Here is a 14,584-nt window from a genome sequence, read left to right on the forward strand (position 1 = left end):
TCGATACGGGCGGCAGGCAGTGCCCCCCCGGGGGCGGCCGGGGCCCGGAGGGTTCCACCACCCCAGCGGACACGACCGGCCGTCGCCGGTCAGGGGCGGCAGCTGAGGCGCCTGGCCGCGTGAAATAGGCGGTTCAAACCCTGTCCGGAATCAGCAGGGCCCCTCACTCCCACCCCGGCCAGCGCAGACCCGCACCCCGGCAAGTAGCCGTGAGCGGGGCACCAGCTGCTCCGTCGCCGCCTCTGCCGGGAGCACCCGCACGCCCGGCGCCGAGCAGCGCCACCGGATGGGGCGCCCTGTCGTCGTCGCCGCCCTCCCGCCCAGATCGGCGCGGACCCGCCGCCCGGCAAGCGGGCGTGAGTGGGGCACCTGCTGCTCCCTCGTCGCTGCCCCTGCCCGGACCCATGGGTCGGCCGGCCCTCGTCCGGGGCCCGTGCGGTGTTCTGAATCAGGCCCGGGCCGGGCCCGCGGTGCGGGAGGCGATCTCCAGGTCGGCCTCGATGCGGGAGACCGTGGCCAGCAGGGACGGCAGGATCTGCGTGCGCAGGCCGCGCACCGTCATGCGGCTCGCCTGGACCGACACGTTCGCGGCGGCGATGACCCGCCCCTCGCGGTCGCGGATCGGCGCGGCCACCGAGCGCAGCCCCTCCTCCAGCTCCTGGTCGACGATGGCCCACCCCTGGGCCCGTACCCGCTCCAGCTCCCGGCGCAGCGCCCCGGTGCCCGCGACGGTGTGCGCGGTGAGGGCGGGCACCTCCAGGCGGTCCAGGTAGGCGTCCAGTTCGCGGTCGGGGCGCCCGGCGAGCAGCACCCGCCCCATGGAGGTGACGCAGGCCGGGAAGCGGGTGCCGACGCTGATCGCGACCGTCATGATCCTGGACGTCGCCGCGCGCGCCACGTACACCACGTCGTCGCCGTCGAGCACCGAGACCGAGGACGACTCGCGGACCTCGGCGGCCAGCGCCTGCAGGTGCGGCTGGGCGACCTCGGGCAGCCCCGCCGAGGACAGGTAGGCGTACCCCAGCTCCAGCACCCGCGGGGTCAGCGCGAACAGGCGGCCGTCGAAGCGCACGTACCCCAGGTCGGCCAGGGTGAGCAGGAAGCGGCGGGCGGCCGCACGGGTCAGGCCGGTGGCGCGGGCCACCTCGCTCAGCGTCATCTCCGGCCGGTCGGCGGAGAAGGCCCGGACCACCGCGAGCCCGCGCTCCAGGGACTGGACGAAGTGGTCGCCGCGCGGCTCGGGCGCGGCGGCGTCGGCATCGGTGTCGGACATGCGCTCCCTTCCCGTCCCCGGAATGTTCTCATACCGCACAGCTCTCCACGGGTGTCCGGCGGCCGTTCGCCGGCCTCCGGGCGGCCCCGCTGCGCGGGTCCCGCCCCCGTCGGGGCTGCCGCACGGCTGGTCACCGTCGGTGAGGCCGGTGCGCGGGGTTGACGGTGAATGTGGGATGGATTACGTTCGCCAGCAGAACGGCCGTTCGCAAGACGCACAAACCCCCTCGTGAGCGGGCGCGGCAGCGCCCGCCCGCACCCCCTGCGAATGGAGACCCGATGCGTCACCGAACCCTCGCCGCGGCCGGGGCCGCGGCCGTGCTGGCCGCGAGCGGCTGCGGCGGCGGCGAGCCCGACGGCGGGGACGGCGCCCGCGCCGTCACCGTCGGCGCGATCCCCATCGTCGACGTCGCGCCCCTGCACCTCGCCGTCGACCAGGGCCTCTTCGCCGACCGCGGCCTGGAGGTGGAGGTGGTCAACACCAGCGGCGGCGCCCAGGCGGTGCCCGGCGTGGCCAGCGGCGACTTCGACTTCGCCTTCGGCAACGTCACCTCCCTGCTGGTGGCCCGCGACGCCGGACTTCCGATGAAGGTGGTCGCCAACGGCGTCGCCACCACCGGGGAACAGGGCGCCGACTTCGGCGGGATCGTGGTCCCCGAGGACAGCCCGATCGAGAGCGCGCAGGACCTGGAGGGCGCCACCGTCGCCGTGAACAACCTGGAGAACATCGGCGACACCACCGTGCGCAACTCGGTCCGCAAGGACGGCGGCGACCCCGCCGCCGTGGAGTTCATGGAACTGCCCTTCCCGGACATGCCCGCCGCCGTGGAGAAGGGGGAGGTCGACGCCGCCTGGGTGGTCGAGCCGTTCCTGACCACCGCCCTGGACGGCGGCGCCACCGAGATCGCCTCCAACTTCGTCGACGCCCACCCGCGGCTCACCATCGCCGCCTACTTCACCTCCGAGCAGGTCCTCGCCGAGGCCCCCGAGCTGGTCGCCGACTTCACCTCGGCCATGGACGAGGCCCTGGCCTACGCCGAGGCCAACCCCGAGGAGGTGCGGCGCATCCTGGGCGAGTACACCGAGATGGACCAGACCCTCATCGAGGAGATCCGGCTGCCCTCCTTCCCGCCCGCCGCCGACCGCGAGTCGGTGCAGACCATCGCCGACCTCATGGAAGAGGACGGGCTGGTGGAGGAGACCCCCGACGTCGAGGCGCTCTTCGCGGAGTCCGGATGAGCGCGGCCGCCGACACCGCCGCCCCGCCCGCCCCGGCGGCCGCGGGGCGGCGCCGGGCGCTGCCCGGCCGCGACGCCCTCCTGGGCGCCGCCGGCGCCGCCGCGTTCCTGCTGCTGTGGGAGGCGGTGCCGCGCACCACCGCGGTCTCGGCCGAGTTCCTGCCCCCGGCCTCCCGCGTGCTGGCCACCCTGGCCGAGCGGGCGGCCACCGCCGCGTTCTGGGGCGCCGTCGGCGACACCGTCGCCGCCTGGGCCCTGGGCCTGGCCATCGCCTGCGCGGCCGCGGTCGCCCTGGGGTTCGCCGTCGGGTCGGTGCCGGTGCTGCGCGCCTACACCGCCTCCACCGTGGAGTTCCTGCGCCCCATCCCCTCGGTCGCGCTCATCCCGCTGGCGATCCTGGTCTACGGCACCGACCTGCGCTCCACGCTGCTGCTGGTCGTCTACGCCTCCTTCTGGCAGGTCTACATCCAGGTGCTCTACGGGGTGGCCGACATCGACCCCGTCGCCGAGCAGACCGCCCGCGCCTACGGGCTCGGCCGGTGGGCGTGCCTGCGCCACCTGGTCTGGCCCACGGCACTGCCGTACCTGCTGACCGGGGTGCGGCTGGGCGCCGCGGTCGCGCTGATCCTCACCATCACCGCCCAGCTCACCATCGGCGCCCCCGGCCTGGGCCAGCAGATCTCCGTCGCCCAGTCCAGCGGCGCCGCGCCGCTGGTCTACGCGCTGATCGTGGCCACCGGGATCCTGGGCGTGGCCGTCAACGCCGGCGTCCGCGCGCTGGAGCGCCGCCTGCTGCGCTGGCACAGCTCGGTACGAGGGGAGGCCGCCGTATGAGCGTGCGCGCGCTCCCGCGGGCCGCCGCCCGGGTGCTGCTGCTCCCGGCCGCGCTCATCGCCCTGTGGTGGTGGGCCGCCGCGGCCTCCGACAGCTTCTACCTGACCGACCCGGGCACCATCGCCGCCACCTTCGCCCAGGTGTGGGTCTCCGAGCGGTTCGCCGCCGACGTGCTGCCCAGCGTCGGCCTGCTGCTCACCGGCTACGCGCTGGCCGCCGCCCTCGGGATCGGCATGGGCGTGCCGCTGGGCCTGTCCCCGCGGCTGCGCGCCTTCGCCGAGCCGGTCCTGGAGTTCCTGCGGGCCGTGCCGCCGCCGGTGCTGGTGCCGCTGCTGATACTGCTCGTGGGCCTGGACGCCTCGATGCGCGCCGCGGTCATCGTCTCGGGGTGCGTGTGGCCGGTGCTGCTCAACACCGTGGAGGGGGTGCGGGCCGTCGACCCGGTCCTGGCCGACACCTGCCGCGTCTACGGGGTGCGTGGACGGCGCCGGCTGACCGTGCTGGTGCTGCGCTCGGCGAGCCCGCAGATCGCGGCCGGGCTCCGGCAGGCCCTGTCCATCGCGATCATCCTCATGGTGATCAGCGAGATGTTCGCCAGCTCCAGCGGCCTGGGCTTCGCCATCGTCCAGTTCCAACGCGGCTTCGCCATCCCGGAGATGTGGAGCGGCATCGTCCTGCTGGGCCTGCTGGGGGTGGTGCTGTCCGTGGTCTTCGCCCGGGCCGAGCGGCGCGCCCTGGCCTGGCACCGGGGACTGCGCGCCGCCTCCCGCGGGGAATGAGAGGAAGGACCCCCATGCTCGACGTCAACGGGCTGCGCAAGACCTACCGCGGCCAGGGCCGCGAGGTGGAGGCCGTGCGCGACCTGACCTTCGGCCTCGGCGAGGGCGAGCTGGCCTGCCTGGTCGGCCCCTCGGGCTGCGGCAAGACGACGCTGCTCAAATGCGTCTCCGGGCTGATGCGCCCCACGGCCGGCACGGTCGCGCTCGACGGGCGCCCGGTGGACGGGCCGCCGCCGGACATGGCGGTGGTCTTCCAGGAGTACGGGCGCAGCCTGTTCCCCTGGCTGACCGTGCGCGGCAACGTCGAACTGCCCCTCAAGGAGAAGAGGCTGCCCAAGGCCCGCCGCCGCGAGCTGGTGGAGGAGTCGCTGGAGGCGGTCGGCCTGGCGCACGCCGCCTCCCTGCACCCCTGGGAGCTGTCCGGGGGGATGCAGCAGCGCGTGGCGATCGCCCGGGCCATCGCCTACGAGCCCCGGGTGCTGCTGATGGACGAGCCCTTCGCCGCCGTCGACGCCCAGACCCGGGCCGACCTGGAGGACCTGATCCGCGGGCTGTGGAAGCGCTTCTCGATGACGGTCCTGTTCGTCACCCACGACATCGACGAGGCGGTGTACCTGGGCGAGCGCGTGATCGTGCTGTCGTCCTCGCCGACCGTGGTGCAGGACGACGTGCGGGTCGACCTGCCCGAGGAGCGCGACCAGCTGACCACCCGGTCCGCCCCGCGCTTCGCCGAGCTGCGGGCCCTGGTCTACCGGGAGATCCAGAACGCCAAGAACGGGGACGGTGGCGCAGGCCGGACCGGTGCGGCCGGCGGCCCGGCCGGGACGGACGGCCCCGACCGGGAGCCCACCGCCACCGGGGGTGCGCGGTGAGCGGGCCGGGCGCGGGCACCGTCCGGGACGCCGCGATCGCGGTGCTCCGGGCGCAGGGGCTCACCACGGTCTTCGCCAACCCCGGCTCCACCGAGGTCGCCTTCCTCGCCGACCTGCCCGACGACCTGCGCTTCGTCCTGGCCCTGCACGAGGGGTCGGTGGTCGGCATGGCCACCGGGTGGGCGATCGCGCGCGGGCGCGCCGCGCTGGTCCAGCTGCACACCACCGCCGGGCTGGGCAACGCCGTCGGCGCCCTGGCCACGGCGCGGGCCAACCGGGCGCCGCTCGTGGTGCTGGTGGGCCAGCAGGACCGCCGCCACCTGGCCCTGGAGCCCTTCCTCACCGGGCGGCTGCGGGGGCTGGCGGGGGAGTATCCGGTGTGGTTCTGCGAACCCGCGGTGCCTCAGGACGTGCCCGGGGCCATCGCCCGCGCGCGCTACGAGGCCGAGCACGGACGGGGGCCGGCCGTCGTGGTCGTGCCGCAGGGCGACTGGTCCGCACCGGCCGGAGGCGCCGACCACCCCGACGCGGCGCCCGCGCGCGTGGTCCGGTCGGCCACGGCCGAGGCGGCCGACGTCGAGGGGGTGGCGGCCCTGCTCGCCGACGCCGTGGCACCGGCCCTGGTCACCGGGGCCGGGACGGACTCGGAGGAGGGGTGGCAGGCCCTGCGGGTGCTGGCCGAACGCCTCGGAGCGCCGGTCTTCCAGGAGAGCTTCGGGGCGCGGGCGGGCTTCCCGCAGGACCATCCGCTGTACGCGGGGGTGCTGCCCGCCGACCGTGACGGGCTCCGTGCGCGCTTGGGAGGCCACGACGCCGTGCTCGCGGTCGGGGCGCCGGTGTTCCGCCAGTACCCGTATAGGGAGGGGCCGTTGACGGCCCAGGGCACGCGCCTCGCCGTGCTGACGGACGACCCCTCGGAGGCGCACCGCGCCCCGGTCGAGGTGGCCGTGGTCGCGCCGATCGCCCCTGCCCTGAGGCTCCTGGCCGCGCAGGTCCCGGCGCGCGCGGACGGTGCGCGGCCGGGCGATGCGGGGACCGTGCCGGAGGAGACGCGGGGATCCGGCGGAGACGGGGAGGGGGCCCCGGCGAACGCCGCCCCTGCGCCGTCCCCGCTCCGCCCCGCCCAGGTGCTGGGCGCCCTGGCCGAGCGGATGGACCCGGACACCGTCCTCGTCGAGGAGACCCCCTCCAGCCGCCCCGACCTGCACCGGCTCGTGCCCGCCCGGCGCCCGATGGGCTTCCTGTCCGCGGCCATGGGAGGGCTCGGGTTCGCGCTGCCCGCCGCCACCGGGGTGCGCATGGCCGCCCCGGACCGGCCCGTCGTCGCGGTCGTCGGCGACGGCTCCTCGCTCTACCAGGTGCAGGCGCTGTGGAGCGCGGCCCGCTACGCCGCCGGGGCCCTGTTCATCGTGCTCTCCAACGGCCGCTACGCGGTCATGGACCGCTTGGCCGAGGGCCACGGGGGCAAGGCGCCCTGGCCCGACTTCGCCCAGGTGTCGGTCGCCTCCCTGGCCCGCGGGCTCGGGTGCCCGGCCCGGACCGCCGCCACGCTGGACGAGGTCGAGGCCGCCCTGGACGAGATCCTGCCGGGCCTGCGCGGGCGCACCGAGCCGCTCGTCCTGGACATCGCCGTGGCCCCCGACCCCGGCTTCCGGCCATGACCGGGCCCACCTGACCCGCTGACGACCGACACCGCCCTACAGCCACCGTCCGTCCGGCCCCTAAAGGCCGCAGAGTCGCTTTGGAGCGCAGAATGTCCCTGCTCGACCCCGCCGAGTTCGGCGGTCGCGTGTTCACCGGAGAATGGTCCACGCCCCGCGGCGGCGCCACCTCCGTCACCTCGCCGGCCACCGGGGAGGAGCTGGCCCGCATCGGCTTCGCCGACGCCGAGGACGTCGCCGCGTCGGCCGCCCGTGCCGCCGACGCCCAGCGGGCGTGGGCCGCCGCGTCCTTCGAGGAGCGCGCGGCCGTCCTGCGCCGCGCCGGGGCGCTCTTCGAGGAGCACACCGGGCAGGTCGCCGGGTGGCTGGTCGGTGAGGCCGGATCCGCCCAGGGCAAGGCCGCCTTCGAGACCCACCTGGCGGTCACCGAGGCCTACGAGTCGGCGGCGCTGGCCTCCCAGCCCGCCGGCGAGGTGCTGCGCACCGCCAAGCCGCGCCTGAGCATGTCCCGCCGAGTGCCCGCCGGCGTGGTCGGGGTGATCTCCCCGTTCAACTTCCCGCTGATCCTGGCCATGCGCTCGGTCGCGCCCGCCCTGGCCCTGGGCAACGCCGTCGTGCTCAAGCCCGACCCGCGCACGGCGGTGTGCGGAGGGGCGGTCATCGCCGAGGTGTTCCGCCGCGCGGGCCTGCCCGAGGGGGTGCTGCACGTCCTGCCGGGCGGCGCCGAGGCGGGCGAGCGCCTGGTGGCCGACCCCCGGGTCCGGGTGGTCTCCTTCACCGGGTCGACCGCCGCCGGGCGCAGGGTGGGCGAGGCGGCCGGCCGCCACCTCAAGCGCGTCCACCTGGAGCTGGGCGGCAACTCGCCGCTGGTGGTGCTCGGCGACGCCGACGTCGGGGCCGCCGCCTCGGCCGGGGCGTGGGGCGCCTTCCTGCACCAGGGGCAGATCTGCATGACCACCGGCCGGCACATCGTGCACTCCTCCATCGCCGAGGAGTACACCGCCCTGCTCGCGGCCAAGGCCGACGCGCTGGCGGTGGGCGACCCGGCACAGGACCCGGCCGCGCTCGGGCCGCTCATCGACGCGGGCCAGCGCGACCGGGTGCACGGCCTGGTCGCCCGCAGCGTGGAGGCGGGGGCGCGGCTGCGGGCCGGCGGGGTCCACGACGGCCTGTTCTACCGGCCCACCGTGCTCGACCGGGTCGGGCCGGACGTGCCCGCCTACGGCGAGGAGGTGTTCGGCCCGGTCGCGCCGGTCATCGCCTTCGACACCGAGGAGGAGGCGGTGGAGCTGGCCTCGGCGGGCGAGTACGGGCTGTCGCTGGGCGTGCTGACCGGGAACCCGATGCGCGGCATGGAGCTGGCCGAGCGCATCCCGGCCGGGCTGGTGCACATCAACGACCAGACGGTCGACGACGAGGCCACCGCCCCCTTCGGCGGCGTGGGCGCCTCGGGCACCGGGTCCCGCTTCGGAGGAACGGCCGCCAACGTGGAGGCCTTCACCGAGACCCAGTGGGTGACCATGCAGACCGACATCCAGCGCTACCCCTTCTGACAGGGCCGCCCGGCCCCGGAAGCTCTCGCATGGGCTTCCGGGGCTTTCTCATGTGCGTGTCGGGTGGCTGGGCCCTTGTTGATCTCGGGAAAAACGACCCTAAAAACGGGCGGGAAGGGTCGTTTTTCCCGAGATCAACAAGGGAGGAGGGAAAACGTGCCCGGTATGCCTGGAATGCGAGGCTTTTTCCTTTCCTTTCGGGGAGAACGGCCCTGCGGGCTCGGCTTCAAGGGCCGCTTTTCCCGGGGTCGGCGAGAGAGCGGGCGCAAGCGGCACCACGGTGCTGGACACGGCCACGCCCTGCCGCCCGGCCGGGGCCCGTGAGCGGGGCACCTGCTGTTCCGTCGTCGCCCCAGAGCGGGTGGCGGCCAGTGACCACCGCGAACACGCAGTACCCCCCGCGGGGGCCGTCGCACGGCGGCGCGACGGCCGCACGTCCCCCGTCCGCCCCTCAGCCCTTCTCGGCGCCCGCGGTCAGGCCGGAGATCAGGAGGCGTTGGGCCAGCAGGAACCCGGCCACCACCGGGACCGTGATGGAGATCGACCCGGCCATCAGCACCGGGGCGGGCACGGCGAACTCGCCCAGGCGGGCGATGCCCAGCGACACCGTCCACCGCTCCCGGTCGCCCACCAGGAACAGCAGGGCGAACAGGAACTCGTTCCAGGCGATCATGAACACGTACAGCGCGGTGGCCGTGATCCCGGGCAGCGCCATCGGCAGCACCACCCGCACGATCACCTGCAGCCGGTTGCACCCGTCGACCTCGGCCGCCTCCTCGACCCCTGCGGGGACGGCCTGGAAGTAGCCGCGCAGCATGTACAGGGCCACCGGGACGGTCTGCGCCATGTAGATCAGCACCAGCCCGGTCAGGGTGCCGGTCAGGCCGACCCGGCTGAAGAACACGAACAGCGGGACCGCCAGCACGATGCCGGGGAAGAGGTAGACGGCGAGGAAGAGGCCGTTGACCGTGTCGCGGCCGAAGAAGCGCAGGCGGACGGCGGCATAGGCGCCCAGCACGCTGCACGCCACCGCCAGGACCGTCGTCCAGACGGCGACGTACAGCGAGTTGCGCATGAACCGCGCGAGCCCGAACCCGCCTTCCTCCTCCGAGCGCAGGGCGGTCGGGTAGGCGCCGACGTCGATCTCTGAGAGGGAGGGCAGCGCGAGCGGGTCGGCGACGAACGAGGCGAACGGCCGCACCGACAGCACGGCCCCGTAGAACAGCGGTCCGACGGCCGCGGCGGCGGCCAGGGCGATCACCGCGATCCGCGCGACCGCCAGGACGCGCCGCTCCACCGCGTGCCGGTCCCACCGGCGCCCGGCCGTCACGGCCCGCCCCGGCGGTCCGGTCCGGGGCCGCCCCGGCCTCCGGGAGGGGGAGGAGCCGAGCCCCTGCGCAGGGCGGCGGCCGGCCCCGCGTACGCCGTTCGGGGTGGGAATCCGGTCCGGGGCGTCCGGCCTCCGGGCCGCTCGGCGGCCCCTGCCCGCCGCCGCGGTTCCGGGCCGGCGCCCGGCGGCGGAACAGGGAACCCTGCCGCCCCTTCAGGGGGTGAGGTCACAGCCGCCCCTTCCTCACCTGCCGGAGGTAGACCAGCAGCGGCACCGCCAGGGCCGCCGTCATCAGCACGCCCAGCGCCGCCGCCGATCCCACGTCGGCGCGGGTGACCAGCTCCTGGTAGACCCGCACGGCCACCACCTCCGTGCCGCCGGCGCCGCCGGTCAGCAGGTACACGTCGTTGAAGTTCTGGAACGACCAGATGAAGCGGAGCACCGCCAGCACCCCGAGCACCCCGGCCAGCTGGGGCAGCAGCACGTGCCGGAACACATGCAGCGGCGAGGCGCCGTCGACCACCGCCGCCTCCTCCACGTCCCGCGGCACCGCCTGCAGGCGTGCCGTCAGGAACAGGAACGCCAGCGGGAAGGACTTCCACACCTCGAAGGCGATCACCGCGCTCAGCGCCACCGGGACCGGGAGCCCGGCCACGTCGATCCGGTGCTCGGTGAGGAAGTTGATCGGCACCTCCCAGCCGAGGAAGCGCCGCCCCGCCTCGTTCACCGCCCCGTACTGCGGGTCCAGCAGCATCTTCCAGATCGTGGCCGCCGCGACCACCGGCAGCACGTAGGGCACCAGGGCCAGCCCGCGCATCAGGCCCCGGCCCCGGAACGGGCGGCGCAGGGCCAGCGCGAGGGCCAGGCCCGCGCCCAGCGAGCCCACGGTGGTCGCGGTCGCGTACACGACCGTGGTGCGCACCGCGTCCCAGAACCCGGAGGCGGAGAGCACCCGGGCGAAGTTGGCGAGCGACACCTCCAGGTCGGCCGGGCCGAGCGAGCGGATCTCGATGAGCCGCAGCTCCTGCACCGACAGCACGAGCACGGCGACGAACGGGAGCAGCACCACCGCGCCCACCACCAGCAGGGTGGGCGCCACCATCAGGCGTCCGTGCAGCTCCTCGCGCGCGCGGCGGGTCAGGCCCCGCCGGCCGCTCGGACGCCGATCCCCGGGGGCCTTTCCGGTGCGCCGTTCCCGCCCGTCCGCGGTCATTCGTTGTCGGCCTGCACCGCTCGGGCCGCATCCGCCATAGAGGCGGCGACCGTCGCCGGGTCCTCCCCCTCGAACAGCGGTCCCACCTGTTTGGCCAGCGTGTTCTGGGCGGCCAGCGGTCCGGCGAACGCCGCGTGCTCGGTCCCGTAGCCCCACCGGCGGAAGGACTGCGCACCCTCCACGATGCCGTCGATGACCGCGTCGCCGTAGAAGTCCGACAGCGGGGCGCGGTTCTCCGGGTCCTCGCCGGTGGGCAGCTCCGACCAGGCCTCGGCGTGCACGTCGGGGTCGTCGGGGGTGCCCGGGCGGACCGGCACCCGGCCCTCGGGGGAGACCTCCAGCGACTCCACGTACCCGGGGCCCATCAGGTACTCGGTGAACGCCCGGGCGTCCTCGGTGTCGGCGCCGACGGGGATCCCCAGGTTGAGCGTGAGCCCGTACTGCACCGGCGACCCGTCGGGGGCGGTGAGCGCGCCCACCGTGCCCGACTCGGAGGCCAGGAAGTCCGGGTCGTCGGCGCACTCGGGGCAGGTCGGCGGGAAGTCGGGGGCCAGCCCGGCCAGCTCGTCGAAGATGTGCGACCCCCAGAACAGCATCGCCGCCTCGCCGGAGAGGTAGGCGGCGCGGGTGGTCTCCACGTCCTGGTCGCCGGGGACCGAGGCCTCGGCCATGCGGGCGTAGGCGTCCAGCGCGTCCACGCACTCGGGCGACTCCAGGGCGACCTCGCCCGCGCCGTCGACCAGGTCGCAGCCGCCCGCGAGGAGCAGCGCCTCCAGGGTCTGGGTGGTGAACGGGTCGCCGGGCCTGGTGCCCAGGGCGATTCCGGCCCGCCCGTCGCCGTCGAGCTCTTCGGCGGCGTCGGCGACGTCCTCCAGGGTCCGGGGCGGGTCGAGGCCGGCGTCGGCGAGGAGGTCGGCCCGGTAGACGAGCACCTGCCCCCAGCCGTCGCTGGGCACCGCGGCGGGGGTGCCGTCGAAGGTGACCATGTCCAGGGCGTTCTCGCCGAAGGTGTCGGGGCCCAGGTCCTCGACGATCCCGGCGGCCGTCCCGGTGTCCAGGACGCCCTGGGCGGACCAGGCCGCGGCCTGGTCGGGGGCGAGCAGCACCACGTCGGGCACGTCGCCGGAGGCCGAGCCCACCGCCATGCTCTGGTTCTGGTCCTCGGCCGACATCGGCACCACGTCCACGTCGACGCCGCTCTGCTCGGTGAACGCGGCGGCGGTGGCCTCCTGCTGCGCGAGGCGGTCGGGGGTGACGTGCGGGGTCCAGAACACGAGCGCGCCGCCGTCACCGCCGCCGTCCCCGGGCGACTGACAGGCGGCGAGCGGGAGCAGCACGGCGGCGGCGAGCACCGCGGCGGTGCGTCGCGCGGCGGCGCCTCGCACGGGAGGGCCGAAGGGACGGCCCGGCGCGCGGCGGCGGGCCCGGCGCGCGCGGTCGGACGGGCGGAGCGGCTCGGACATCGGCACCTCCGTGGGGCGGCGGCCGGTCGGGACGCGGCCGGGTCAGCGGGGAGGGAGCGGCGGGACGGGCGGCGCTCGCCCCTCCAGCGCGGCGAGGGCGGCCAGCACCGACGCGCCGGTGAGGGCGAGGGGCGCCACGGCGGCCGGCCGCCCGGCGGCGGTGACCTTCTCGGGCAGCGCCCCCAGGCGGGTGCGGCGGGCGGCCAGCCAGTCGAGCAGGCGGTGCGCGGCGGCGTGTTCGCCCAGGCAGGCAGCGGTCATCGCGAACAGGGACACCTGCGGGGTCCAGGCGGTGGTGGAGTCGGGCCAGTCCTCGCCGGGGCGCAGGCCGCCGTTGGACACCCGCAGGGCGTCGAGCGCGCGCAGCCACGCGGCGTGCGGGCCGGGGCGGGCGGGGGCGAAGGGCGGCATGAGGAAGGCGACGGAGGCGTCCTTGCCCGGCCGTCCCTCCGCCTGTCCGGCGGGGGCGCGGGGGACGGTGCGGGGGTAGTCGTGCGGGGCGAAGTGCGCCTCGACGCCGGCTTCGAGGTCCTCGGCCAGGCCGGCGGCCGCGACGTCGCCGGTGAGCGCGGCCGCGGACCGGGCACCGAGGGCGAGCGGGGCGGCGGTGCCGAGGGTGAGCTCCCCGGTGCGCTTCTCCCAGTAGTCGGGGGAAGGGCGGGGAAGCCGGGTGCGCGGGTCGAGGGCCTGTTCGATGACGGCCAGCGCGCGCGGGACGAGGCGTTCGACGGCGGCGCGGTCCTCGGCGGCGGGCAAGGCGAGGGCAGCGCCGTCCAGGACCGGGTGGAGGGGCTCGGCCCCCGGGCCGCCCGGCGGCGGGCCGGGATGGACGGAGTCGGCGCCCGTGTCGGGGGCGGGAGGGAGCGCGTCGCGCCCGCCGAAGGAGGCGTTCGGAGCGTCCCCGGCCGGTGGCCATGCCGCCTCCCCGGCCGCCCATGCGGCGGAGGACGGGGGGAACGGCGACGACGGCCCGGACGGCGCCGGGCCGGTGCCCAGCCGGGCGATGACCCAGGCGGCCCAGAGCACCCACCCGGCACCGTCGAGCTGGACGCCCCGGTCGTCGGGCACCCCGCCGGAGCCGTCGGGAAGGTAGCGGGCCTGCCACGGGCCCGTGCGGGGCAGGACGCGCTCGAGGTAGGCGAGCACGCGCACCGCGTCCGCGCGCAGCCCGCACAGCGCCAGCGCGACCGCGCAGTAGGAGGCGTCGCGGGGCCACACGTAGCGCCAGTGGGGACTGGCGGCGGCGACCATCGCGCCGTTGGGGAACAGCAGGGCGCGGATGTCGATGAGGGCGGTGCGCGCCATGTCGCACCAGCGGGTGCCCTGCCCGGGGATCCCGGCACCGGCGAGCGCGGCGCGGCGGGCGGCCACGGCCTCCGGCCCGGCGGGGGCGGCCCCGGTCAGCGGCCAGCGCCGGTCGAGCAGGGGGGTGCCGGGCACGCGCAGGTGGTCCGAGTGCGGGGGCAGCGCGAGAGGGGTGCCGTCGGAGGCCTCGGCGACGCCGTCGGTGTAGAGCCGGGTCTCGGGGGACCAGGCGGTTCCGCGGGTCCCCAGCGGCGCGGACGCGCCCCGGGGGCCCTTCTCGACGGGCATGGGATCACCTCGCTCGCCCTGCCTCCTCCGCCCCTCCGAGCACGACCCGCCGATCGGTCCGGTGCGCTCGGCCTGCACGCCGATCGTCCCCCGTTCCGGGCCCGTCTGACCAGACCCGAGCCACGCGGGCGCGTTGCTCACGCGCAAGCAGACACCCGACGGTACCCGGGCGCAGGATGGGCAGTGCCCCTGGCACAGCCAGGACCGGTAGGGCGGGGTCCACGGGGGTCTTCCCGGACAGGCGGTCCCGAGGTCCTGGAATGGCGGGCCCCATGTCACTGCAAACAGGGGCGAAAGGCCGATCGGGGGCCCGGACACAGGACGGGCAGGCGCCCGGGACGGGGAGGAACGGGCGGCCCGAGGGGCCTGATGCCGCTCACGGAGGGAGTGCGTCGAACCGGAGGCGGACGGGGCCTCCGGGATTCTCCTGGGGGACCGACGAGCCGGAGATGCGGGTCGTCGGTCTACGGAAACGAGGGCGGAAAGGCCCGACGGGGCGCCGTCGGCGCGCCGACCGTGGTGGTCCGCGTACCGGCGGTTCCCCGTCGGCGTCGGGTTCGGGTGTCGGGGGGTCCGCCTGTCCCTGTCGTCCCCGGAGGCCCTCGGAGCGGGCCTCCGGCGGTGGCGGCCGCTTGCGACCGTCCGGGAGCGGACGGCCGACCGGCCGGTCAGTGCACGCCGTCGACGTCCTTGTCGGTGTCCGTGCGGGCGTCGCTCCACGCTTCCTTCCGGGCCCCGCTCCGCGGAATCCCGCGGCGCACGTGGCGGGGGGGGGC

Annotated in this window: 11 protein-coding genes; 6 read left to right on the plus strand and 5 right to left on the minus strand. The window is 76.0% G+C overall.

Annotation, left to right across the window (positions count from 1 at the left end):
* Positions 1–448: 448 nt before the first annotated feature.
* Complete coding sequence (locus D450_RS0119115; protein WP_017540264.1) at positions 449–1,273, minus strand: IclR family transcriptional regulator domain-containing protein; 825 nt, start codon at positions 1,271–1,273, stop codon at positions 449–451.
* Between the two features lie 278 nt (positions 1,274–1,551).
* On the opposite strand from D450_RS0119115, the gene D450_RS0119120 reads away from it, so the two are divergent.
* From D450_RS0119120 to D450_RS0119145, 6 genes are all read left to right on the plus strand, one after another.
* Positions 1,552–2,511, plus strand: coding sequence for an ABC transporter substrate-binding protein (locus tag D450_RS0119120; RefSeq protein ID WP_017540265.1), 960 nt, complete (start codon positions 1,552–1,554; stop codon positions 2,509–2,511).
* On the plus strand, positions 2,508–3,344 hold the full coding sequence (locus tag D450_RS0119125) for an ABC transporter permease (RefSeq protein WP_017540266.1): 837 nt from the start codon (positions 2,508–2,510) through the stop codon (positions 3,342–3,344). Before D450_RS0119120 ends, D450_RS0119125 begins: the two co-directional genes overlap by 4 nt.
* Positions 3,341–4,123, plus strand: coding sequence for an ABC transporter permease (locus tag D450_RS0119130; RefSeq protein WP_017540267.1), 783 nt, complete (start codon positions 3,341–3,343; stop codon positions 4,121–4,123). The genes D450_RS0119125 and D450_RS0119130 overlap by 4 nt, the downstream gene beginning before the upstream one ends.
* Before the next feature lie 14 nt (positions 4,124–4,137).
* Positions 4,138–4,995 (plus strand): ABC transporter ATP-binding protein, encoded by an 858-nt coding sequence (locus D450_RS30605; protein ID WP_017540268.1) that lies wholly within the window; start codon positions 4,138–4,140, stop codon positions 4,993–4,995.
* Complete coding sequence (locus D450_RS0119140; protein WP_017540269.1) at positions 4,992–6,656, plus strand: thiamine pyrophosphate-dependent enzyme; 1,665 nt, start codon at positions 4,992–4,994, stop codon at positions 6,654–6,656. The genes D450_RS30605 and D450_RS0119140 overlap by 4 nt, the downstream gene beginning before the upstream one ends.
* 92 nt (positions 6,657–6,748) lie before the next feature.
* Positions 6,749–8,209 (plus strand): aldehyde dehydrogenase family protein, encoded by a 1,461-nt coding sequence (locus tag D450_RS0119145; protein WP_017540270.1) that lies wholly within the window; start codon positions 6,749–6,751, stop codon positions 8,207–8,209.
* 451 nt (positions 8,210–8,660) lie between these two features.
* Here D450_RS0119145 and D450_RS0119150 read toward each other — a convergent pair whose 3' ends face one another.
* The 4 genes from D450_RS0119150 to D450_RS0119165 form a co-directional block, all read right to left on the minus strand.
* Complete coding sequence (locus tag D450_RS0119150) at positions 8,661–9,539, minus strand: carbohydrate ABC transporter permease (protein WP_017540271.1); 879 nt, start codon at positions 9,537–9,539, stop codon at positions 8,661–8,663.
* Between the two features lie 226 nt (positions 9,540–9,765).
* Positions 9,766–10,752 (minus strand): ABC transporter permease subunit, encoded by a 987-nt coding sequence (locus D450_RS0119155; protein WP_017540272.1) that lies wholly within the window; start codon positions 10,750–10,752, stop codon positions 9,766–9,768.
* On the minus strand, positions 10,749–12,215 hold the full coding sequence (locus D450_RS0119160; protein ID WP_017540273.1) for an ABC transporter substrate-binding protein: 1,467 nt from the start codon (positions 12,213–12,215) through the stop codon (positions 10,749–10,751). The genes D450_RS0119155 and D450_RS0119160 overlap by 4 nt, the downstream gene beginning before the upstream one ends.
* A gap of 42 nt (positions 12,216–12,257) precedes the next feature.
* Positions 12,258–13,808, minus strand: coding sequence for a glycoside hydrolase family 15 protein (locus tag D450_RS0119165; protein ID WP_017540274.1), 1,551 nt, complete (start codon positions 13,806–13,808; stop codon positions 12,258–12,260).
* Positions 13,809–14,584: the final 776 nt, after the last annotated feature.

This window comes from Nocardiopsis halophila DSM 44494 (genome assembly GCF_000341245.1).
Lineage (GTDB): Bacteria > Actinomycetota > Actinomycetes > Streptosporangiales > Streptosporangiaceae > Nocardiopsis_A > Nocardiopsis_A halophila.